Below are 22,903 nucleotides of genomic sequence, written 5' to 3'. Positions count from 1 at the left end.
AAACCCGTAATAAAACCACATTATCGGCTGATTCTGATACTGCAAGGCCTCAGAACCTATTGTGCCGATGGAGAAAACGAGTCTGGCATCTGCCTAAAAGAGAAATTTTCCATCGTTTCTGACAGCCAGTTACTGTTCTGAAAGTTAGACACAGGTCATATTCTGACAAAAAAAGCCGATGACTTGTTGTGTCGACCTCTGCCAACCGTTACGGGCTCGTAGTATATTTCACAAAATCCGCATCGGTTTCACCTTTGGCTGAAATCCAAAATACCATAGATGGTCGTTGTCATATGAATATGCTGGAAAAAATCCAGGGTCATCTGGAGCTGTTGAGCAAATCGGAACGAAAAGTGGCGGAGGTCATTCTCGCGTCGCCTCAGACAGCCATCCACTCCAGTATCGCCACCCTCGCCGGCATGGCCGAGGTCAGCGAACCCACGGTCAACCGCTTCTGCCGCCGGCTGGATACCAAAGGCTTTCCCGATTTTAAACTGCATCTGGCGCAGAGTCTGGCCAACGGCACGCCTTATGTGAACCGCAACGTGGAAGAAGACGATTCGGTGGAGTCTTACACCAGCAAAATCTTCGAGTCCACCATGGCCGGGCTGGAACATGTGAAATCCTGCCTGGACATTCAGGCTATCAACCGGGCGGTGGATTTGCTCACCCAGGCGCGCAAGATTTCCTTCTTCGGCTTCGGCGCCTCGGCGGCGGTGGCCCACGATGCGATGAACAAATTTTTCCGCTTCAATATTCCGGTGGTTTACTTTGATGATCTGGTCATGCAGCGCATGAGCTGCATGAATTCCGGCGAAGGCGACGTGGTGGTGCTGATTTCGCACACCGGGCGTACCAAAAGTCTGGTGGATATGGCGCGGCTGGCGCGGGAAAACGACGCCACCGTTATCGCCATTACGTCGGACGGCTCCCCTCTTTCGCGGGAAGCTTCGCTTACATTGCGGGTCGAGGTGCCGGAAGACACCGATGTTTACATGCCGATGGTATCGCGCATCGCCCAGCTAACGCTGATTGATGTGTTAGCCACCGGTTTTACCCTGCGGCGCGGCGCAAAATTCCGCGATAACTTGAAGCGGGTCAAGGAAGCGTTACGCGAATCGAGATTTGATAAGGAAGAACGATTCAGCAACCCGTTTAACTAATTATGTTATAACATCGGGTGACAAGGGGTGATGCCCAACGGGAAGAAATCCTGTCACTCAATCATAATTACAGGCACGGCATCCGGACAGTGCAGAGCGGCAGAGACGGCACCCATGTTATGTCCTCTCCTGACGGCGTTACCACATTACAACAAGCTTCACCAGTCAACGGAGTTATACATGTCCAGACGGCTCAGAAGAACCAAAATCGTTACCACGCTGGGGCCGGCTACAGACCGCGACAATAATCTGGAAAAGATCATTGCCGCAGGCGCAAACGTAGTCCGCCTGAACTTTTCTCACGGCTCGCCGGAAGATCATCTTCTGCGCGCCAATAAAGTTCGCGAAATTGCGGCTAAACTTGGCCGTCATGTTGCTATTCTGGGCGACCTCCAGGGCCCCAAAATCCGTGTATCCACCTTCAAGGAAGGGAAAATTTTCCTCAACGTGGGTGACAAGTTCCTGCTGGACGCCAACCTTGGCAAAGGCGAAGGCGATAAAGAAAGAGTCGGTATCGACTACAAAGGACTGCCCAGCGATGTGGTTCCCGGCGACATCCTGCTGCTGGATGATGGCCGTGTGCAGTTGAAAGTTCTGGCCGTGAACGACATGAAAGTGTTCACCGAAGTCACCGTCGGCGGCCCGTTGTCCAACAACAAAGGCATCAACAAACTGGGTGGCGGTCTGTCCGCCGAAGCGCTGACTGAAAAAGACAAGGCCGACATCATTACCGCGGCCAAAATCGGCGTGGATTTTCTGGCGGTGTCATTCCCACGTACCGGTGAAGACCTGCACTATGCCCGCCGTCTGGCGCGCGAAGCCGGCAGCAACGCCAAAATCGTCTCCAAAGTGGAACGTGCAGAAGCGGTGTCAACCGACGAAGCGATGGACGACATCATTCTTGCCTCCGATATCGTGATGGTCGCTCGTGGCGATCTGGGCGTGGAAATCGGCGACCCGGAACTGGTTGGTATCCAGAAAAAACTGATTCGCCGCGCTCGTCAGTTGAACCGTGCGGTGATTACCGCTACGCAGATGATGGAGTCGATGATCACCAACCCGATGCCGACCCGCGCCGAAGTGATGGACGTCGCCAACGCCGTGCTGGACGGTACCGATGCAGTGATGCTCTCGGCGGAAACCGCTGCCGGTCAATACCCGGCGGAAACCGTCGCGGCCATGGCGAAAGTGTGTTTGGGTGCGGAAAAGATCCCCAGCATCAACGTATCCAAACACCGCCTTGATGTGCAGTTCGACAACGTGGAAGAGTCGATCGCCATGTCCGCCATGTACGCGGCCAACCACCTCAACGGCGTTACCGCGATTATCGCTATGACCGAATCCGGCCGCACCGCGCTGATGATGTCCCGTATCAGTTCCGGCCTGCCGATTTTCGCCATGTCTCGTCACGAGCATACGCTGAACCTGACCGCGCTTTATCGTGGCGTCACTCCGGTGCAGTTCACCAGCTACACTGACGGCGTAGCTGCGGCTAACGATGCCGTGCTCCTGCTGCGCGACAAAGGTTTCCTGATGTCCGGCGACCTGGTTATCGTGACCCAGGGGGACGTGATGGGAACGGTCGGCACCACCAATACGGTGCGTGTACTGCGGGTGGAATAATCGCGTAGCAATCGCGATACCACAACGTTCGACAAACGTTTATTCAGCTAAAAAGCGGGGCGCAATTATCGCCCCGCTTTGTTTTTGTTATCACATATATTGTTATCACGCACCGTGTTCCGGCGGCTGAATCCCCGACCTGCCGCGAATCATCCGCCTATTGGCTATCCAGCCCACCAGACAGATTAGCCCTGCTGGAACTGGACTTGCCGTCGCTATAAGAAACGTCATAACCACCGGAGAGATTGGCACGGCTGGAACTGGCGTTACCATCGCTGTAACGGGTATCCAGCCCGCCCGACAGATTCGCGCGGCTGGTGCTGTGGGTGCCGTCACTAAAGTGGGTGTCATAACCGCCAGACAGGTTGGCCCGGCTGGTGCTGGTGCGCCCATCGCTGTAACGGGTATCGAATCCGCCCGATAAATTGGCGCGGCTGGTGGATGTCGAACCATCGTTATAACGGCAGTCCTGACCACCGGACAGATTGGCTCGGCAGCTGTCAGCCTGGGAAAAAGGAATGTGTGCAGTCAGTAACGCAAGACATAAAAGTGATTTATTCATAAAACTCAACCTTTCTCCAAAAGGAATAAGTCATATTTCCCGGTCAGGAATAACGCTTTGGTTATTTTGCAATAACTCATGTTGTTATTTCCTGACCAGGTCAATTATTACCATCTGCGCGAATGCTACTATTCCTTTTATTATCGCGCGATGTTCATCTTATTGTACGTTGACTGGCGGACGGTTTTCCTGGGTATCGCTACTATTGCTTTTCGTGTCGTCCGTTTTTTCCCCGGTGCTGGCTTTGGTTTTTCCCTTGGTGTTGGCGCTGTCGGCGTGGTGCTTTTTCACCGCCTTCTTCGCTGCTTTCTCTTCACCTTTCACGTGAGTTTCAGCGGCGACTTTTTCAGTCTTCGCCACGTTATCTCCGTCGACATTCGCTTTCACCGCTGAAACGTCACGTTCAGCCTTGGTTGCAGCGTCAGTGTTGGCTTTATCCACCGCCTTGCCCAGCGCAGATTCGGCGGATGCCGGTACTGTGCTGGTTGCCGTGGCGTCAGTTGCGCTTTTTCCCACCGTGGTGGTCGCTGCGTTGGCAGTTGCATAAGTTGTTGCCAGTAAAACGCCTAAAAACAGTGGTTTCAGATTCATGATATAAATCCTTTAGCAGAGATTCTTTTATTAGCCTGGATTAAATAGGCGGATAAATTATCCCGCAATATTTACAGTGGCTAACGGTTGAAGTCATGCATGCAGTGACCTCGGGGGTTATTAAATCAAAAACAATAACAAAAAGAATATGGAATACTCCGAGAAAAGATCAGGGGTAAACAACGCTATTTTTAAAGTTTTTTATAAGTTCCGGTGCGGATAAAATGAAATAAGATTTAACTGTTACAGATTATGTATTTCCGACAATGAATTCATCGTGTTTAAATAAATAACGGATTGATTATTCAATACATAAATTCTGCGACAGGCTGGGCAGGCCATGAATAACGCTTATGTCTATACCGCAGCGGACACAGATAAAAAAAGCGGAGCCCCAGCTCCGCCTTTGTCGTTGTACTGTTGTGACCGCCTACGGTTTACTACTTTTTGCGCGGGTACAGATCCTTACGCAAATAGGGCTCGGTTTCCCCCGGTTTACGGGTTTTCAACAGCTTCAAAATCCAGGTGTACTGTTCCGGGTTAGGCGTGACCAGATGCTCAACCTCTTCATTCATGCGGCGGGCAATCGTGTGATCGTCAGCGCCATTAATATCGCTCATCGGCAGGCGAATATAGACATTTAGCTGAGAGGTTTTGCCATCATACACCGGAAACAGCGGCACGATTTCAGCACGGCATACCTTCATCAGCCGGCCGACAGCGGGCAAGGTGGCTTTATACGTCGCAAAAAAATCGACGAACTCGCTGTGCTCGGCGCCATGATCCTGATCCGGCAGATAGTAGCCCCAATAGCCTTCACGCACTGAGCTGATAAAAGGTTTAATGCCATCGTTACGGGTATGCAGACGGCCACCAAAACGGCGACGCAGGGTATTCCAAAGATAATCCTGCAACGGGTTTTTCTGATTGTGCATCATGGCGGCCATTTTCTGGCCGCGCAGGCTCATCAGCATGGCGGGAACATCCACCGCCCAGCCGTGGGGCACCATGAAAATAATGTTGCGCTGCTGCTCCCGCAACGCATCGACAATCTCCATGCCATGCCAGCGAACACGACGTTCAGCCCGGCTGGCTGGCAATATCGCCAGTTCCACCATCATCAGCATCGCCTGCGGCGCAGTCGCAAACATCTGATCGATGATATGCTCGCGTTCGGCTTCCGACAGTTGCGGCATACACAACAGCAAATTAATGCGGGCACGCCGTCTCGCGCCTGTGGAAAACCGCCCTACCAGTCGCCCTAACGCGCCCAGTACCGGGTCACGCAAGCGGGCTGGAATGCAGACGAGCAACGCTGTCACCCCCACAACCAGCCAGAGCGCCCAGTAGCGCGGATGAAAGAAGGCAGACGTAAACTGCGGGATAAACTCGGCGTTGGTTTTCTTCTCTTTTTTCTCTTGTTCCATGCAACCACTCTTCATCACAAAATCGGGTTAATGATAATCGCTGCCCGACGTTTTGCAATTGAACACGCACTGGTCTGATATTGCCCGTGCGACATAAAAAAACAGCCGGCAGCGCAAACTGCCGGCTGTCACTTATCCGCAACGGCTATTAGTCCAGTTGCAGTTGAGGTAATACTTCGCGCACGTGCGCCAGATAATCGCGACGCTCTTTGCCCATCAGCCCTTCGGAGCGCGGCAGTTTCGCCGTGAGCGGATTGACGGCTTGCTGGTTAACCCACAGTTCATAATGCAGGTGCGGGCCGGTGGAGCGCCCGGTATTGCCGGACAGACCAATACGATCGCCACGTTTGATCTTCTGTCCCGGTTTAACCAGCAAACGGTTCATGTGCATGTAACGGGTGGTGTATTGCCGCCCGTGGCGCACAGCCACAAAGTTGCCGGCTTCACTGTCCCGTTCAGCCACCACGACCTCGCCATCACCGACGGCCAGTACCGGCGTCCCCACCGGCATGGAGAAATCAACGCCACGGTGCGGCGCGATACGACCGGTTACCGGATTAAGACGGCGCGGGTTGAAGTTGGAGGATACCTTGAATTGCTTCATGGTTGGGAAACGCAGGAAGCCGCGGGTCAGGCCGGAAGCTTCGCGGTCATAAAATTTGCCGTCTTCAGCGCGGAACGCGTAGTAGTTTTTCCCGCCGGTACGCAACCGTACGCCCTGCAGCTCGCTCTGCTCGCTACGGCCATCCAGTATTTCACGGGAAATCAGCACGGCAAAACTGTCATCTTTACGCAGTTTGCGGAAATCCAGCTGCCATTGCAGCGCACGAATCACTTCCCGCACTTCGCTGCTGGTCAACCCGGCAGCCTGCGCGCTACTGGCGAAACTGCCGTCCAGACGACCGACCAGCACTTTGTTCTGCCAGTCCCCTTCCACGTTCTCGATTTCTTCACGGAACGCATCGCCGCTGCGGGTGTAAGTACGAGTTTCCCGGCGAGATACCTGCCAGGTCAGGGTTTGCAGCGCGCCGTCGCTATCCAGCGTCCAGGTCAGTTGCTGGCCGATCTTCAGATTCCGCAACGCTGCATTACGATCCGCCAGCGCAGCGATATCCGACATATCAATACCGTATTGCGTCAGAATACTGCTCAGCGTATCGCCGGTAGACACCACATACTCATGGGTGTCGTCGGCGTCTTTATCGTCGAGTTCGTCTTTGATAATGCCGTTGGTGGTGGATGGCTGATCCAACGGTTCGCTGTTGGCTTCGGTAACATCCGCCGTCGGCGCCGAACCGGCGATCTGCGAAGTCGCTACCGGCGGCAACGGATTGCTGTCCAGGGGTTCACTGGCGGGAGGATTCAGAGCCTGGCTCTGAGTCTGGGTTTGATTTCTTTCGCTTTCCGCGTCTTTTACGATAACAGGTGCGTCATTGACCGGGGGATATGTCATCGGCCGCCAGACCGCGGCGGCCAGTGTGACGACAGTCAGTGACCCCAGCATCACGCGGTGAGGCCGGGGCAGGCTGTTATACGCCAGAGCGATAGTTCGGACTATCTGCTGCACTTGTTCCTATCCTCATTATTTTTCCTTCAGGCAGCTCAAATACTGTTCGGACAGTTGCAACAGGAACCGCGCATAGCTGTCCTTATCCAGTGCAATGTCACTTCCCAACGGGTCCAGCACGCCGATGCGCACGTCAGTTCCCTTGGCGACAACATGTATGACCGCTGGCCTGAATTGTGGTTCAGCAAAAACGCAAACCGCTTTATGCTCAACCAACTGTGTTCGTATCTGGTTTAAGCGCTGTGCGCCGGGCGCAATAGCCGGGTTGATGGTGAAATGCCCCAACGGGGTCAACCCATAATGCTGTTCAAAGTAGCCGTAGGCATCGTGAAACACGAAGTAACCCTTGCTACGCACAGGCGTCAGCATATTAACAACATTTTTATCTGTCTGCGCAAGTTTCTCAGTGAATTTACGCAGATTTGCATCCAGTTTGTCTTTATTCTGCGGCATGAGTTCCAACAATTTTGCATGAATTGCGACGGCAGATGCCTGCGCCATCTCCGGCGACAGCCAGATATGCATATTGAACTCACCGTGATGATGCCCGTCATCATCGCTATCCTGATGATTTTCAGGCTCATTGCCGTGATCATGCCGGTTGTCGGCATGGCTGTCATGATCGGAGTCATGATGCGCACCGTTTTCCGCCGCTGCATGCTCAGGATGTGACTCCTGTAACAATAGCGATTTGACGGCCGGCTGCAGCCCCAATGCGATTTGGCGCTCCGCCGGCAGAGGTTGCAACGCCTTGGGCAGAAACGCTTCCATTTCCGGCCCCACCCAAATCACCAGTTCTGCCGATTTAAGACGCTGTACATCGGACGGGCGTAGTGCATAATCATGCGGCGATGCGCCATCCGGCAACAGCACTTCCGTGGGCGTAACGCCATCAGCGATCGCCGCAGCAATAAACGCCAGCGGGCGAATCGAGGTAACCACGGCGGCAGAGGCAACCGGCGTGGCAGACAAGGAAGCCAGTAATGTACCGGCCGCAAGTACGGTGTTTAGCCATTTATAGTGAGTAACTCGCAACATACCCAATCATCCGTCGATTTATCAATAAAAACGCGTTATATTATAACGTCACACACCCTCTGCAAACAGAATTCTATGTCAACGCTGGTTTCACTGGAAAATATTGGCGTGCAGTTTGGCAACAAACCTGTACTCAATGATATTTCTCTCACATTGCAGGCTGGTCGTATTCTGACGCTGCTCGGGCCTAATGGCGCGGGGAAATCCACGCTGGTCCGGGTGGTGCTGGGATTACAGGCTCCAACCCGCGGCACCCTGACCCGGGCAGCGAATCTCCGCATCGGCTACGTACCGCAAAAGCTGCATCTGGACCCAACCCTGCCCCTGACCGTCAAACGCTTTATGCAGTTGCGCCCCGGAGTCAATAAGCAGGACATCATGCCGGCCTTGAAGCGCGTGCAGGCGGGTCATCTGCTTGAACAACCGATGCAAAAGCTCTCCGGCGGCGAAACCCAGCGCGTTCTGCTGGCGCGTGCTATTCTCGCCCGCCCACAGTTGCTGGTGCTGGATGAGCCCACCCAGGGGGTGGACGTCAACGGTCAGTTGGCGCTGTACGAGTTGATCAACCAGCTACGACAGGAATATCAATGCGGTGTGCTGATGGTTTCCCACGACCTGCATCTGGTGATGGCAAAAACCGATGAGGTTCTGTGTCTCAATCAGCATATTTGCTGTTCCGGTACCCCCGAGGTGGTGTCGCTGCACCCGGAATTTCTGGCTATGTTCGGTCACCGCGGCGCCGGACAACTGGCGATTTACCGCCACCATCACAATCACCGTCACGATCTGAACGGAAAAATCATTTTAAAGCGACAGGATGGTAATCACGCATGATTGAGTTGTTGTTGCCCGGCTGGCTGGCAGGGGTGTGTCTGGCGGTGGCGGCAGGGCCGCTCGGTTCCTTCGTGGTGTGGCGCCGCATGTCCTATTTTGGCGATACCCTCGCCCATGCCTCATTGCTTGGCGTTGCGCTGGGTCTGTTGCTGGACATCAACCTGTTCTATGCGGTGATTGCGATCACTCTGCTGCTGGCCGTGGGGCTGGTCTGGCTGGAACGCCGTCCCGGACTGGCGATCGATACCCTGCTCGGCATCATGGCGCACAGCGCGCTGTCGTTGGGTCTGGTGGTGGTCAGCCTGATGAACAATGTCCGTGTCGATTTGATGGCTTACCTGTTTGGCGACCTGCTTGCGGTCACCAGCGAAGACTTATGGCTGATCGGCCCCGGCGTGTTGCTGGTGCTCGGCGTGCTGGGGTGGCAATGGCGCGCCCTACTCTCCATGACCGTCAGCCCGGAACTGGCGCACGTCGACGGCGTTGCCATCGCACGTACCAAGCTGGTGTTAATGCTAGTCACCGCCCTGACCATCGGTCTGGCGATGAAGTTTGTCGGCGCGCTGATCATCACCTCGCTGCTGATTATTCCAGCCGCTACCGCACGCCGATTTGCCCGCACACCGGAGCAAATGGCCGTTTGCGCGATGGGCGTCGGCATTCTGGCCGTCACCGGCGGACTGGCTTTCTCGGCCGGCGCCAATACGCCTGCCGGTCCTTCCGTGGTGCTATGCGCTTCGCTGCTGTTTATGTTTAGCCTGCTGAAAAAACAGGCCGCCTGACGCCGCCCGTACTGCCCTTTATAGTGAAGAGGCAAGTCAGTCTGTCGATGTGTTTTAACGTTGTCGGACTTATCGCCAGCCGACTGGCTGGCGATAACAATGAAAGGCGGCCTGCTACTTATTCTTACTTCTTCCTACTTTTTCCTACTCTTCTTTTTTCCTACTCTTCGCGGGTCAGGCCGAAATGGCGATAGGCGTGCTGTGTAGCGATGCGGCCTCGCGGGGTGCGTTGCAGAAATCCCTGCTGAATCAGGTAGGGTTCCAGCACATCTTCAATGGTTTCACGTTCTTCGCCGATCGCCGCCGCCAGGTTGTCCAGCCCCACCGGGCCGCCCATAAACTTGTCGATCACCGCCAGCAGTAACTTGCGGTCCATGTAATCGAACCCTTCGGAGTCAACCGCCAGCATATCCAGTGCCTGAATTGCCACCTCGGCCGAAATGACCCCGTCCGATTTCACTTCAGAGAAATCTCGTACCCGGCGTAACAGCCGGTTGGCGATGCGCGGCGTACCGCGCGAACGGCGGGCCACTTCCAGCGCGCCTTCCTCGGTCATATCCAGCCCCAGACACTGGGCGCTGCGCCGCACGATATGTTGTAAATCAGCGACCTGGTAGAATTCGAGCCGCTGCACGATGCCGAAACGGTCGCGCAGCGGCGAGGTCAGCGAGCCGGCGCGCGTTGTCGCCCCGATCAGGGTAAACGGCGGCAAGTCCAGCTTGATGGAACGCGCCGCCGGCCCTTCGCCGATCATGATATCCAGTTGGTAATCTTCCATCGCCGGGTAGAGCACTTCTTCCACCACCGGCGAAAGACGATGAATTTCGTCGATGAACAACACGTCGTGCGGTTCAAGGTTGGTGAGCAACGCCGCCAGATCGCCCGCTTTCTCCAGCACCGGACCGGAGGTCGTGCGCAAATTCACGCCCATTTCGTTGGCAACGATATTAGCCAGCGTGGTTTTGCCCAACCCCGGAGGACCAAAAATCAGCAGATGATCGAGCGCATCGCCGCGCTTGCGGGCCGCCTCGATAAAAATCTCCATCTGCTCGCGGACCACCGGCTGCCCGACGTACTCTGACAGCAGTTTCGGCCGGATCGCGCGATCCTGCAGTTCTTCGTCGGCAACCACGCCGGGTGAAATCAGACGATCGGCTTCAATCATACATACCTCACAGCGCAGCGCGCAGCGCTTCCCTGATCAGGGTTTCGCAGTCGGCGCCCGGCCGCGCCACTTTGCTCACCATCCGGCCGGCCTCCTGCGGTTTATAACCGAGGGCGACCAATGCCGCTTCGGCCTCCGCCTGCGGGTCGGCTTCCGGCTCTGTGTTGCCCGCCGCGGCCGGCAAGGCGATATCGCTGGCGGCGTTGAACAGATCGCCGTTCAACCCTTTAAAGCGGTCTTTCATTTCCACCACCAGACGCTCCGCCGTTTTCTTGCCCACGCCCGGCAATTTCACCAGCGCGTTGATTTCCTGGCGCTCCACCGCGCTGACGAACTGCTGCGCCGACATGCCGGACAAAATCGCCAGCGCCAGTTTCGGCCCCACGCCATTCACTTTGATCAGTTCGCGGAACAGAGAACGTTCTTGCTTATTGTTGAAGCCAAACAATAATTGTGCGTCTTCACGTACCACAAAGTGGGTAAAAATCACCGCTTCCTGGCCGAGATCCGGCAACTCGTAAAAGCAGGTCATCGGCATATGAACTTCATATCCGACGCCGTTGGCTTCAATCAGCACCAGCGGCGGCTGTTTTTCTAATACGATGCCTCTCAAACGACCTATCACGTGATGTTTTCCTTAATCTGGCTGACGTAAACGTGGCGTATAGCTTATAACACAAAAAAAGAGGCGGATACAGAAAAGCTGGATGCATATCCAGATATCAGACAGGGTGGCGAGGTATCTCCGACGCCGGTATGAAAACCGTGAAACGCCGGAGAAGACGTGCTAACCGTTTCCCGTCCAACCGGAGAAACCGGCCGGGAAATGCGGTTACGCTATCGGGCTATTCAGCGCATCGTAATTCTTCCAGCGGTAGTTACACAGAGAAATCACCCAGCAGGCGACAAACAGCGCGATAACGTAAAAACCGGCGTTGCCCAGTTGGTCGTTCAAAGCGTCCACCAGACTCCACGCGCCGGAATGCAGATCGAGCTTGTCCGCCAGCAGGCCGAGCGCCTCCAGCCCGCCGATAAACACCGCCACCACCACCGACGTAGCGGTAATGGTCATGTTGTAGTAGAGCTTGCGCTGCGGCTTGCTAAACGCCCAGCCGTAGGCGCCCACCATCAGTACGTTATCGAGCGTATCCACCAGCGCCATGCCGCAGGTAAACAGGGCGGGAAACAGCATGATCGACCAGATCGACATGCCCTGCGAGGCGCCCGCCGCCGAGATGCCCAGCACGCCGATTTCCGTCGCGGTATCAAACCCCAGCCCGAACAGGAACCCCACCAGATACATGTGCCAGCTTTTGCGCACCAGCCGGAACGTGGCGCGAAACAGCCAGCCCAGCGCGCCGGAGGCCGGCACCGCGTCTATCACCTCCGGCGTCAGGCGGTGCCCCTGTTTGAAGCGCTGAAAATTCCGCCAGACGCTGCGCAAAATCACCAGATTCACCAACGCCATCAGTAGCAGAAAAGCGGCGGACACCGAGGTGCCGATAACGCCGCCCACCTCGTGGAACCAGGTCATATCGTCCTGAAACGCCGCGGCGGTCGCCGCCAGCGCCAGCGACGCCAGCACCACGATGGTGGAGTGGCCGAGCGAAAACCAGGTGCCGACGCCCAGCGGGCGCTTCCCCTCCTGCATCATTTTGCGGGTCACATTGTCGATGGCGGCGATATGGTCCGCATCCACCGCATGACGCAACCCGAAACACCAGGCCAGCAGGCAGGTCGCCATCAGCGCGGCGTCATCGTGAAACATCGCCACAGCCAGCAGCCATACCGCAATATTGACAACGACCAGAGTTCCTAAGATAACCACAGCACGCGGGTTTTCCCGCAGTAGCGAAGACAACATGAAAGCCCTTCCAATCGATCCGGCGGCAAACGTCGTCGGGGGAAATACGAGTATGAAAGTCTATTAATTTTTCATACATCGCCATGTTGTCGCAGATCAAAGGCGGGCGGAATTTTCAGGCTGCACATCTGAACCTGAACATGTGATACAAAAACCGGGCGCCCGCCGCATGACGGAAGCCCGGTATACGCCAACAGGGGGGACGCTAGCGCGTCAGCAACGCTTCCGCCTGCCGCAACAGGTTATCGACGGTGAAGCCATAGCGCTCAAACAGTTGCCCAGCCGGGGCCGATTCGCCGAAGTCGCTCATCCCCACCACCGCGCCGTGCAGCCCGACGTACTTGTACCAGTAATCGGCAACGCTCGCCTCGACCGCTACGCGCGCGCTCACGGCCGCCGGTAGTACCGCTTCGCGGTAACCGGCATCCTGCTGGTCGAACACGTCGCAAGACGGCATCGATACCACGCGAACCGCCACCCCGCGCGCCGACAGCACTTCCCACGCGGCCACCGCCAGCGCAACTTCAGAACCGGTGGCGATCAAAATCAGCTTTGGCGGCAGCGCACTGTCTTTCGGTACCCTGTCTTTAAGTACATAGCCGCCCCGTGCGATCGCCGCCAGCTGTTCGTCGTTGCGCGGCTGCTGCGCCAGATTCTGACGCGACAGGATCAGCGCCGTCGGGCCGTCATGCCGCTGTACCGCCTGTTGCCAGGCCACCGCGGTTTCCACCTGATCGCACGGGCGCCAGACGCTGAGATTCGGCGTCACCCGCAGCATCGCCAGCTGTTCCACCGGCTGGTGAGTCGGGCCATCCTCCCCCAGCCCGATAGAGTCGTGGGTGTAGACCAGCACCTGGCGCTGCTTCATCAGCGCCGCCATACGCACCGCGTTACGGGCATATTCGACGAACATCAGGAAGGTGGCGGTATACGGCAGGAAGCCGCCGTGCAACGCCATCCCGTTGGCGAGGGCGGTCATGCCGAACTCCCGCACACCGTAGTGCACGTAGTTGCCCGCCGGATCCTCATTCAACGGCCGGGAGCCGGACCACAGGGTCAGGTTGCTCGGCGCCAGATCGGCGGAGCCGCCCAACAGCTCCGGCAGCAACGGGCCAAAGGCATTCAGGGCGAGCTGCGACGCCTTACGGCTGGCGATCTCCGCCGGGTTAGCCTGCAACCCGGCGATGAACGCCTGCGCCGCATCCGCGAACGTTGACGGCAACTCGCCGCGCATGCGGCGGGTGAACGCCGCCGCCAGCTCGGGAAACGCGCGCGCATAGTCCGCCAACCGCGCCGCCCAGGCGCTTTCTCGCGCCTGACCGACCTCACGCGCATCCCATTGCGCGCGGATTTCCGGCGGAATCACGAACGGCGGGTATGGCCAGCCCAGCGCTTCGCGGGCCGCCGCCACTTCCGCCTCCCCCAGCGGCGCGCCGTGCGACTCATGGCTGCCAGCCTTGGCGGGCGAACCGAAGCCAATCACGGTTTTACACATCAGCAGCGACGGCTTATCGCCGACCGCGCGCGCTGCATTGATCGCCGAGCGGATCGCCTGCTCATCGTGCCCGTCAATGCCGCGCACTACATGCCAACCGTAAGCCTCAAACCGGGCGGCGGTGTCATCGGTAAACCACCCCTCGACATGCCCATCGATGGAGATGCCGTTGTCGTCGTAAAACGCCACCAGCTTGCCTAACTTCAGCGTCCCCGCCAGCGAGCAAACCTCGTGGGAAATGCCCTCCATCATGCAGCCGTCGCCCAGGAACACATAGGTGTAATGGTCAACGATAGTATGCCCCGGCCGGTTGAACTGCGCCGCCAGAGTACGCTCGGCCAGCGCCATCCCTACGGCGTTGGCGATCCCCTGCCCCAACGGCCCGGTGGTGGTTTCCACGCCGGGCGTGACGTCCACCTCCGGGTGTCCCGGTGTTTTGCTGTGCAACTGCCGGAAATTTTTCAGCTCCTCCAGCGGTAGCGCATAGCCGGTCAGATGCAGCAGGCTGTAAAGCAGCATCGAGGCATGGCCGTTGGAGAGCACAAACCGGTCGCGATTAGCCCAATCGGGGTTGGCGGGGTTATGTTGCAGAAACTCGCGCCACAGCACGGTGGCCATATCCGCCATGCCCATCGGCGCGCCCGGGTGGCCGGAATTGGCTCGTTGTACCGCGTCCATACTCAGCGCGCGGACAGCATTGGCCAATGGCCGCGCGGTGTAATCAGAGTGCTTCATCGTTAGTCTCCCGCCACGTTACATCAGGCTGTGCAGCATATTTTCCAGCCGGACCTGATCGGCAGCGAACAGCCGGATGCCTTCCGCCAGTTTTTCCACCGCCATCGGGTCGTTGTGGTGCTGCCACAGGAATTCCGCCTGCGTCATCAGGCTGGGACGCGTTTCGCTTACCGCCTCGGCGGGTAGTTGGCGCGGTAGCGGCTCATCGCACGCCTTCAGCTCGTTGAGCAATGCCGGGGAGATGGTCAGCCGGTCACAGCCGGCCAGCGCCGTCACCTGCGATTTTTTGCGGAAACTGGCCCCCATCACCACGGTGTCGTAGCCGTGCGTTTTGTAGTACTGGTAAATACGCCGCACCGAGGCCACCCCCGGATCGTCGCCGGGTTCCGTCTGCGGCTGATGCGCCTGATACCAGTCATAGATGCGCCCGACAAACGGCGAGATCAGGTAGACGCCCGCTTCCGCGCAGGCACGCGCCTGCGCAAAGGAGAACAGCAGCGTCAGGTTGCATTGGATCCCCTCCTGCTCCAGCTCCTCGGCCGCGCGGATCCCTTCCCAGGTCGCCGCCAGTTTGATCAGAATACGCGAACGGTCGATGCCCTGTTCCTGATACAGCGCGATCAGCCGCCGTGCTCTGGCGACGCACAGGCCGCGATCCCAGGACAACCGGGCGTCCACCTCGGTCGATACCCGTCCCGGCACCTGCCGCAGCACTTCCGCGCCGATGTTGACCGCCACCTGATCGCACGCGTTGAGCAACCGGGTAGCCTCACTGCCGCCCTGCCGCTGCGCCTGTCCGACCGCATCGCGGATCAGGCCCTGATACAGCGGCAATTGCGCCGCCTTCAGGATCAAAGAGGGATTGGTGGTGGCGTCCTGCGGCGCGAACTGCCGGATGGCGTCGATATCGCCGGTATCCGCCACCACTACCGTGTACTGTTTTAAGGCTTCCAGTTGGTTCATGGTTATTCCCCTGCGTTAGGTCTTCCGACGGGTTATTCGGCAATGTGTTGATTTTGATAGTAATCAATACGCTCTACCTTCGGCGCCGAGCCGCCGCCTTCATACTCGGCGTTCAGCCAGGCATGAATAATCTGCTTGCCCAGTTCGGCGCCGATCACCCGCGCGCCCAGCGTGACGATCTGCGCGTTATTGCTTTTACGCGCCCGCTCCGCCGAAAACGTATCGTGACACTGGGCGGCGCGAATACCGGGCACCTTATTCGCCACAATGCTCATCCCGATGCCGGTGCCGCACATCAAAATGCCGCGATCCTGCTGGCCTGCTTTAATCGACATGGCGACGGCGTGCGCCACGTCCGGGTAATAACGGTTATCCACATTGTTATCGCTGCTGAAATCCACCCAGGGAATATTTAACGAATCGAGATAACGGGTAATAATACTGCGTAATTCATACGCAGCGTCATCCGCACCAATGGCGATTGGTTTCATGATTAACATCCTTACTTCAGATTAATGAAAATTTAATTCGATCGATTTTTAACTCAGTTAAAAAATCGTGATATTTCCTAAACCCGGTAATTTATCCGGTATATTCCCCCTGACATGTACCGTCCCGGGTAATTCCGCCTCAGCACCGCCGTCAAATAACAGCGTGATATGTCCTAATTCGCGTAAATTATGGTTGGCGATATCGCCGACGGCGGTAATCACATAACTCTTGCCGTCTAATTCCAGTTGCTGATTCACCGCCAGCGGCCGATGCCATTCGCCATCCTGATGCAGCAGGCAATACGCGCCCAACTCCGGCGGCACGCGATCGCTGAACAGGATCAGGCGATTTTCCTGCCGCATCGCCTCCGCCTCATGGCCGATAGCGCGGATCGTCGCTTGCCACGCCACATGTCTCATCCCCGCGCCCTCACTTCGCCTTATCCGCGGGCGAGCTGAACGACTGTGCCGTCGGTTGCGGCGCCGTCGCATCGGCATCGTTTTTGCGCAATCGCTTGTCAAACCAGGCCACCAGCACCGGCGCGGTAAGCATGGTGATGATGCTGGCGGTCGCCAACTGGGCGGTGGCGGCATCGACAAACGCCTGCAGCGTCGGATCCGCCTGGGCCACCATCGCCGGCGTCAATGCCGAGCTGGCCGCCGTGGTGCCGAGCGCCGCGCCAAGCGCGGTTTTCTTCTTCAGAAACAGGTTGTACAGGAAGTAGAAGACAATCGCGGTCAAGGCGGAAATACCGCCCAGCAGGATGCCGGACAGCCCGGCGCTGAACACCGTACTCATGCTGGAGTTGGCACCGATCGCAAACGACATGATGATAATGATCAGCGGCTGGGAAGCAGCACATAACTGCTTGAATTTTTCGTCAATATTGCCCCACATCATCCCGACCAGCAGCGGCACCAGCATCGACAACAGCGCCTCAAACGGAATATTGGCCAAACCGCTGACTCCCAGCACCACCATGGTAACGAACGGCCCGTCCTTGATGCAGAACACGGAAATAGCCCCGGCGTCGCTGGCGTCGCCATAGTTGCTGCACAGCGCGATATACAATGAGCTGTTCGAACTGGTAATACAGGCCACCAGCGCCAGCGTGGAGATGCCGAAAAAGCCCGCCGGCCCGAACAGCGCCCCCATGATCCACACCGCCAGCGCGCCGGCGGCAAATTTCAGCATCAGCAGCACCGCGCCCTTATATAACGGCAACCCGGCCTGGCGAATATTGATCGACGCGCCGCAAATTAACAGGAATATCCCCATCATCGCGCTTGACCCGGCTTTAAATAAGGCGGTGGTCGGGCCGCCGATTTTTAGCACTGACGGAAAAAAGGTATTAATTAATATGGCGAGAATCAATGGAATAATAATCAACCCACCGGGGAACTTATTCATCTTGTCAAACAGATTTATATTTTTCATGGCGTTTCTCTTTTGTAGGGTAGAGTCACTTCAGGCCTATTGTTATTGAATAGGTTCGGCCCATATCCTGAATAATACCAATAGCAAAAATAAGTGAAGAACACCGCACGCAGAATCAGTAAGAAATAACCCATCTGCGGATACGTTATTTTCCGGTTATGTTACTTTCCAGTTATATTACTGCGTCGCTTCGCGATAAATATGTTCGACGATGGTATGAATCACCTCATCCGAACCGGTCAAGCCGCCCTTGCCCACACACACCAGCCCGTTGTAATCGCCGCCGATAATCCTGACCAGATCGGTTTGCGGTATCACGTAATCCACCATTTCGATACCGCTGGCGCCAAGCCGCCTGAGCACGTTCACCATGGTGTCGCCTCCGGTCATATACAACCCGCGGATGTCGCCGCCGCCCGCATCCAGCACCGCCTGGACGATATCCCCCAGCCCGCGATTGATGTTGTCGGCCGCTTGTCCGTGCGCCAGCCCAAAACGCTGCTCCTCCTGCGCCAAATCCAGCAACCGACCGGTCAGCGCCGATTCGAACACGAAAATGGCGTTATGATGCGTACGCACGCACTCCTGCGCCTGACGCACCACCCGCTGCACTTCAATCGCGGCGGAATGCTCCCGGTCGATCAGCAGTTCCGCATCCACCGGGATATGGCACACGCGCGAATCCTGTTCGATCAGTCGGGTCAGTTGTCGTTTGGTCACCGGCGTGGCGCTGCCCGCCACTACCACGATCGACCCTTGCTGTTGGCTCACCGGTACCGCGATCGGTTCCGGACGCGGTTCATCGCGGATCATCTCCCGCGCCCAGGCCAGCCGTTCGGTAAACGGCCCCGGATCCACCGCCAGTACGTTCCAGTTCAGCAGCGTCACCGCCCGGGCGATGGTTTCAACATCCGCCAGCGAGATAGCGTCCACCACCATGATACGCGCGCCGTCCTGTTGCAGCCGGCTCAGCGCCTGGCTGACCGCATCGTACCCCTTGAGCACGCACGACAAAGCGATATGACCGACGTGATGGTGCGTCTGCGCGGCCAGCAACTCCGGCACAAAGGTTTCCGTCACCGGCGTGCGGACGTCTTTAGCCACATCGGTGCACGACAGCGCCACCGAATCGATGACCGAGTAGCCCCCCACCAGAATCCGGCGCGACTGCGGCATCGCCGGCACGACGACCGCCACGGTTTCCTGCGGCAGCACCTCCAGCATGGCATCGATTTCATACCCGATGCCGCCGCGCAGCGTGGTATCGACGCGCTTGGTGAAGTAGCGCGCGCCCCGCGCCTGCAATGACAGCGTGGCCTGACGCACCAGCTGTTGCGCTTCCGCTTTCGGCAGCGGTCGGCTATTGCTGCTGATCACCATCGCCTGCCACTCCGAATCGCAGGCGTCAAAGGAGTCGGTGTCAAAAAATGCCGCAGTCCGGATCCCGCTGCGCGCCAGCAGCACCCCGACGGTGGTCGCGCCGGTCAGGTCATCCGCCACAATGCCCAGCCGGTCGCCCTGCCCGCCTTCACTGCGCAACTGAACCCCGGCCGGCGTCACGCCGGACACGTAAATATCTTCACGAATAAACGCCGCCAGCGGCCCGGTTTTACCGGTCGGATGCAGGTTAACGGTGGGAATGCCGCGCTTGGGGTACAGGCCGCAGCGCAACGTGCCGCCGCAATCGATCACCACCAGCCCGATGTCCTGCTCCGCCGGCTCGCCATGTTTGAACACATCCACGCCTTCCCAGCCGGTCAGCTCCATCAGTCGATCCACCACCGCGGGCCGGATCCCCCCGGTGATATAAGCAATCTTTTTCCCCGCCGCCACTTCGATGGTCAGCGGCCCGCCCCAGCCTTTGCTGCCGCGGGTAATTTCCAGATAACGTTTCATGCGGTTCTCCTTTCTCCGGAAAGACACGTACCCGGCTCGCGGGTACGTACCTGCGGTTATCGGTGTTTCATCTTCCAGTAGCGGGCCGCCACCAGGGTGGACTCCAGCATGCTGACGGTGCCGGCCTTGCCGGTCCCGGCAATATCAAACGCCGTGCCGTGGTCTACGGAACTGCGCATAAACGGCAGGCCGAAGGTGATGGTGACCGAGCGCTCGAAGTCCAGCGTTTTGCAGGCGATATGCCCCTGATCGTGGTAGAGAGAAAGGATCGCGTCGTAATGCCCCAGTTTGCCCAGGTGGAAAACCGAGTCGGCCGGAACCGGCCCGATAGCGTTGATCCCCAGCGCCTGCGCCGCCTGTACCGCCGGAATGAGGTTGTCTTTCTCCTCGCGTCCGAACAGCCCGTTGTCGGAGGCGTGGGGATTGAGCGCCGCGACCGCAATGCGCGGCTGCTTGATATTCAGCGCGGTGAATTCGTGGTGAATCTGTTGTACGCAGGCCAGCACCCGTTCCTTATTGGCGTAGTCGCACGCGTCTTTCAACGCCATGTGGCGGCTGACGAAGAACACCCGCAGCTTCTGCACGTGGAACATGGTCAGGCCGTAATCGGAGCCGGTTTCCACCTGATAGATTTCGGTGTGGCCGGGCAGCTTGCAGCCCGCCAGCTTGATGGCTTCCTTATGGATAGGCGCGGTAGATACCACGTCAATCTCGCCGGCCATCCCCAGCGCAATGGATTTCATCACGTAATCCAGCGACATCTGGCCGGCCTGCTTCTGCACTTTCCCCCAGACAATGCCGTCGCAGTCGTAGTCGCCGGTTTCCAGCACGTCCAGCGTTCCCCAGGTGAAGCGGGCTTCGGCCAGCGAGTGAATCACGTTGATGGCGAAGTCGCAGTTCCAGATTGCCATCGCCCGCCGGATGATGGGCACTGAACCAATCAGGAACGGCCGGCACTCCTCATACACCGTTTGATTCATCATGGTGGCGACGGAGATTTCCGGGCCGATGCCCGCCGGGTCACCGACGGTAAGGGCTACAACAGGCTTTCTATCAACCACAGGTTTTTTCTCAACCGACATATTTTTCACCTTTTTCACATGGCCAGAACAACCAAATGTTCATATGTTCACTTAAATAACTTTTGTTAGGTGGCAGTTTACGGTAAGGAAAACAAATAACCTTGAATAAGGTCACGTTTTATACAGAAATATCCTTGACTGGGGAAATTTGTGATCGAACATTTGTTTTAGTCATGATTATAAGTAACAGCGTGGAGACTTTTGTTACCCTCACCTCAGGAGAATAGTGATAACGGGAGTGATTAATGAGAAACCTGATGCTGGGCACCAGTTGGAAAATGAACAAAACCCTGGACGACGCCAAAGCCTATTGCGATGTGCTGGCCGCCCGGCTCAATGCCGCCGCCGGCCCCCGCATCCAGCCGTTCGTCATCCCCCCTTTTACGCTGATCCGGGAGGTGACCGAACGGTTGCGCCAGCACGGCGTCAACTGCCTGACCGGCGCCCAGAACATGCACTATGCCGACGCGGGCGCCTGGACCGGGGAAATCTCACCGGTCATGGTGCGCGACTGCGGCGCCGCGCTGGTAGAGCTGGGCCATTCGGAGCGACGCCGCGACTTTGCTGAAAGTGACGCGAATATTCGGAAAAAAGTGCAGGCCGCGCTACGCTATCAGCTACGGCCGCTGGTGTGTGTCGGCGACAGCGCGCAGGAAAAAGGCTGGGGAGTCTCTACCGAAACCGTCGTGCGCCAGATGAAAATTGCCCTGGCCGGGCTGGAGCGCGCGCAGGTTGAACAGGTGATCATCGCGTATGAACCCGTGTGGGCGATCGGCGACGGCGGTACCCCGGCGACGGCCGCCGAAGCGCAGGCTATCCATCGCGCCCTACGGCAGGCGCTGGCGGACGCTTACGGCGCCGCCACCGCGGAAAACGTGACGTTGCTGTACGGTGGCAGCGTAAATCAGCATAATAGCCCCGAGCTGATCCAATGCCCTGATATCGATGGATTATTCATCGGTCGGTCGGCATGGGACGCAGAGGATTTTTGTCGGTTGGTGCACGGCGTCGCGACGTTACTGGATCGCTAAGAACACCGCCGAGCCGCAGTTGGCGCTGCACAGGCGTCATTTTCAATTTTCGTCGCCCGCGGGGGGCCGGTAGCCCACATTCAGCCAGCAGGCTCCCGCACGCCGGCCCATTTCGCAGCCGGCCGGCGACGGAATAATGACGAGACATGGCCAGGAGCCTCTTTGCAACCACACAATGGCGAGTTAATCCATGAGTGAATTCGATTCAGACAGCGAACTACTGACGGAAATTGCCGTCGCCTATTACGAAAACGAACAGACGCAAGAGGAAATCGCCAGCCGTTTCGGCATCTCCCGCATCAAGGTGGGGCGCCTGCTGAAACGCGCGCGCGCGGAAGGTATCGTCGAAATCAATGTGCGCTACCATCCGGTTTTCAGTTCGCAGATCGAACAGCAGTTCATCCGGAGTTTCGGCATCAAACGCGCGCTGATCGCCCTCGACCATCATGATGAAGAGGAACAGCGTCAGCAGGTGGCGTCGCTGGTTTCCACCTATCTGTCCAGCATTATCAAAAACGGCATGACCATCGCGGTGGGACAAGGCCGCAACGTCGCCGCCGTCGCCAGCCATGTCGGCGTTTTTCCCGAACGGCAGTGCAAATTCATTTGCGGCATCGGCGGCACCAAACGCGACGGCGAACTGATCGACGCCGACCACATCAGCCGTCATCTGGCGCGCAAGTTCAACGCCAGCAGCGAAACCCTGTACGCCCCGGCCTACGTGGAAAACCCGGCGATGAAAGCCGCCTTCATGCAGAACCGGTTGATTAGCGAAACGCTGGAACGCGCAAGCAAAGCGGACATCGCGCTGGTGGGGTTGGGGGATATGAATGAAAACAGTTTCATGGTGCAACTGGGCTGGTTTACCTCGCAGGAGATCATCACCGCGCGTCAGGAACAGGGGGTGGTGGGCGACATTGCCGGTTACTCCTTCCTCGATATGCAGGGTACGCCGGTGGACACCGTGATGAACGACCGGGTGATTGGGCTCAGCCCGGAGCAACTGCGTAAAATTCCCTGCGTCATCGCCATCGCCGCCGAGAATACCAAGGCTACGGCGATACTGGCGGCCTTACGCTCCGGGATTATCGATGTGATTGCCACCAGCGCCAGCAATGCCCGCACGGTGCTGAATCTGGAACAGGCGAAATAGCGC

At 57.6% G+C, this 22,903-nt stretch carries 21 protein-coding genes; 6 read left to right on the top strand and 15 right to left on the bottom strand.

What is annotated here, in order from left to right; genetic code table 11:
* Positions 1 to 293 precede the first annotated feature (293 nt).
* Positions 294 to 1,163 (top strand): MurR/RpiR family transcriptional regulator, encoded by an 870-nt coding sequence (locus tag CVE23_RS10665; RefSeq protein ID WP_013317811.1) that lies wholly within the window; start codon positions 294 to 296, stop codon positions 1,161 to 1,163.
* A 180-nt stretch (positions 1,164 to 1,343) separates the two neighbouring features.
* The gene (gene pyk / locus CVE23_RS10660) at positions 1,344 to 2,786 is read left to right on the top strand and encodes a pyruvate kinase (RefSeq protein WP_049853945.1); all 1,443 of its coding nucleotides are present in this window, start codon (positions 1,344 to 1,346) and stop codon (positions 2,784 to 2,786) included.
* A gap of 157 nt (positions 2,787 to 2,943) precedes the next feature.
* Here pyk and CVE23_RS10655 read toward each other — a convergent pair whose 3' ends face one another.
* The 5 genes from CVE23_RS10655 to znuA form a co-directional block, all read right to left on the bottom strand.
* Positions 2,944 to 3,348 (bottom strand): hypothetical protein, encoded by a 405-nt coding sequence (locus CVE23_RS10655; RefSeq protein WP_049853944.1) that lies wholly within the window; start codon positions 3,346 to 3,348, stop codon positions 2,944 to 2,946.
* A 159-nt stretch (positions 3,349 to 3,507) separates the two neighbouring features.
* Entirely contained in the window at positions 3,508 to 3,939 is a 432-nt protein-coding gene (locus CVE23_RS10650) for a hypothetical protein (protein WP_038918956.1), read from the bottom strand.
* A 440-nt stretch (positions 3,940 to 4,379) separates the two neighbouring features.
* Positions 4,380 to 5,366, bottom strand: coding sequence for a lauroyl-Kdo(2)-lipid IV(A) myristoyltransferase (gene lpxM, locus CVE23_RS10645; protein WP_100849508.1), 987 nt, complete (start codon positions 5,364 to 5,366; stop codon positions 4,380 to 4,382).
* A 148-nt stretch (positions 5,367 to 5,514) separates the two neighbouring features.
* On the bottom strand, positions 5,515 to 6,933 hold the full coding sequence (gene mepM, locus CVE23_RS10640) for a murein DD-endopeptidase MepM (RefSeq protein WP_038918954.1): 1,419 nt from the start codon (positions 6,931 to 6,933) through the stop codon (positions 5,515 to 5,517).
* 15 nt (positions 6,934 to 6,948) lie between these two features.
* Positions 6,949 to 7,971 (bottom strand): zinc ABC transporter substrate-binding protein ZnuA, encoded by a 1,023-nt coding sequence (znuA, locus tag CVE23_RS10635; RefSeq protein WP_100849507.1) that lies wholly within the window; start codon positions 7,969 to 7,971, stop codon positions 6,949 to 6,951.
* Between the two features lie 75 nt (positions 7,972 to 8,046).
* On the opposite strand from znuA, the gene znuC reads away from it, so the two are divergent.
* Positions 8,047 to 8,805 (top strand): zinc ABC transporter ATP-binding protein ZnuC, encoded by a 759-nt coding sequence (gene znuC, locus CVE23_RS10630; protein ID WP_100849506.1) that lies wholly within the window; start codon positions 8,047 to 8,049, stop codon positions 8,803 to 8,805.
* Positions 8,802 to 9,587 carry a zinc ABC transporter permease subunit ZnuB gene (znuB, locus tag CVE23_RS10625; RefSeq protein ID WP_038918950.1) on the top strand — a complete coding sequence of 262 codons (786 nt, stop codon included), beginning with the start codon at positions 8,802 to 8,804 and terminating at the stop codon, positions 9,585 to 9,587. The genes znuC and znuB overlap by 4 nt, the downstream gene beginning before the upstream one ends.
* Before the next feature lie 160 nt (positions 9,588 to 9,747).
* Here the strand turns inward: znuB and ruvB are convergent, their stop codons facing one another.
* The 10 genes from ruvB to pdxA form a co-directional block, all read right to left on the bottom strand.
* A complete protein-coding gene (gene ruvB, locus CVE23_RS10620; RefSeq protein ID WP_038918949.1) occupies positions 9,748 to 10,752 on the bottom strand; it encodes a Holliday junction branch migration DNA helicase RuvB in 1,005 nt (334 codons plus the stop codon).
* 7 nt (positions 10,753 to 10,759) lie between these two features.
* The gene (ruvA, locus tag CVE23_RS10615; RefSeq protein WP_038918948.1) at positions 10,760 to 11,377 is read right to left on the bottom strand and encodes a Holliday junction branch migration protein RuvA; all 618 of its coding nucleotides are present in this window, start codon (positions 11,375 to 11,377) and stop codon (positions 10,760 to 10,762) included.
* A 207-nt stretch (positions 11,378 to 11,584) separates the two neighbouring features.
* Positions 11,585 to 12,616 (bottom strand): HoxN/HupN/NixA family nickel/cobalt transporter, encoded by a 1,032-nt coding sequence (locus CVE23_RS10610; RefSeq protein ID WP_100849505.1) that lies wholly within the window; start codon positions 12,614 to 12,616, stop codon positions 11,585 to 11,587.
* A gap of 205 nt (positions 12,617 to 12,821) precedes the next feature.
* Positions 12,822 to 14,846, bottom strand: coding sequence for a transketolase (gene tkt / locus CVE23_RS10605; RefSeq protein WP_100849504.1), 2,025 nt, complete (start codon positions 14,844 to 14,846; stop codon positions 12,822 to 12,824).
* 18 nt (positions 14,847 to 14,864) lie between these two features.
* A complete protein-coding gene (gene tal / locus CVE23_RS10600) occupies positions 14,865 to 15,809 on the bottom strand; it encodes a transaldolase (protein ID WP_100849503.1) in 945 nt (314 codons plus the stop codon).
* A gap of 32 nt (positions 15,810 to 15,841) precedes the next feature.
* The gene (locus CVE23_RS10595; protein ID WP_038918944.1) at positions 15,842 to 16,300 is read right to left on the bottom strand and encodes an RpiB/LacA/LacB family sugar-phosphate isomerase; all 459 of its coding nucleotides are present in this window, start codon (positions 16,298 to 16,300) and stop codon (positions 15,842 to 15,844) included.
* Positions 16,301 to 16,357: 57 nt separating this feature from the next.
* Entirely contained in the window at positions 16,358 to 16,720 is a 363-nt protein-coding gene (locus CVE23_RS10590; RefSeq protein WP_100849502.1) for a PTS glucitol/sorbitol transporter subunit IIA, read from the bottom strand.
* 10 nt (positions 16,721 to 16,730) lie between these two features.
* Positions 16,731 to 17,738 carry a 2-keto-3-deoxygluconate permease gene (locus CVE23_RS10585; protein ID WP_100849501.1) on the bottom strand — a complete coding sequence of 336 codons (1,008 nt, stop codon included), beginning with the start codon at positions 17,736 to 17,738 and terminating at the stop codon, positions 16,731 to 16,733.
* 177 nt (positions 17,739 to 17,915) lie between these two features.
* A complete protein-coding gene (locus CVE23_RS10580; RefSeq protein WP_100849500.1) occupies positions 17,916 to 19,634 on the bottom strand; it encodes a four-carbon acid sugar kinase family protein in 1,719 nt (572 codons plus the stop codon).
* A gap of 56 nt (positions 19,635 to 19,690) precedes the next feature.
* Positions 19,691 to 20,716: a 4-hydroxythreonine-4-phosphate dehydrogenase PdxA gene (gene pdxA / locus CVE23_RS10575; protein WP_100849499.1), complete on the bottom strand. Its 1,026-nt coding sequence runs from the start codon at positions 20,714 to 20,716 to the stop codon at positions 19,691 to 19,693.
* 245 nt (positions 20,717 to 20,961) lie between these two features.
* On the opposite strand from pdxA, the gene CVE23_RS10570 reads away from it, so the two are divergent.
* Positions 20,962 to 21,747, top strand: a complete 786-nt coding sequence (locus CVE23_RS10570; protein WP_049853935.1) for a triose-phosphate isomerase — start codon at positions 20,962 to 20,964, stop codon at positions 21,745 to 21,747.
* A gap of 190 nt (positions 21,748 to 21,937) precedes the next feature.
* Positions 21,938 to 22,900: a sugar-binding transcriptional regulator gene (locus tag CVE23_RS10565; protein ID WP_038918937.1), complete on the top strand. Its 963-nt coding sequence runs from the start codon at positions 21,938 to 21,940 to the stop codon at positions 22,898 to 22,900.
* The last annotated feature ends 3 nt before the right edge of the window (positions 22,901 to 22,903 follow it).

The sequence above is a fragment of the Dickeya fangzhongdai genome, from assembly GCF_002812485.1.
GTDB lineage: Bacteria > Pseudomonadota > Gammaproteobacteria > Enterobacterales > Enterobacteriaceae > Dickeya > Dickeya fangzhongdai.
This window is presented reverse-complemented; position numbering and strand designations above follow the sequence as displayed.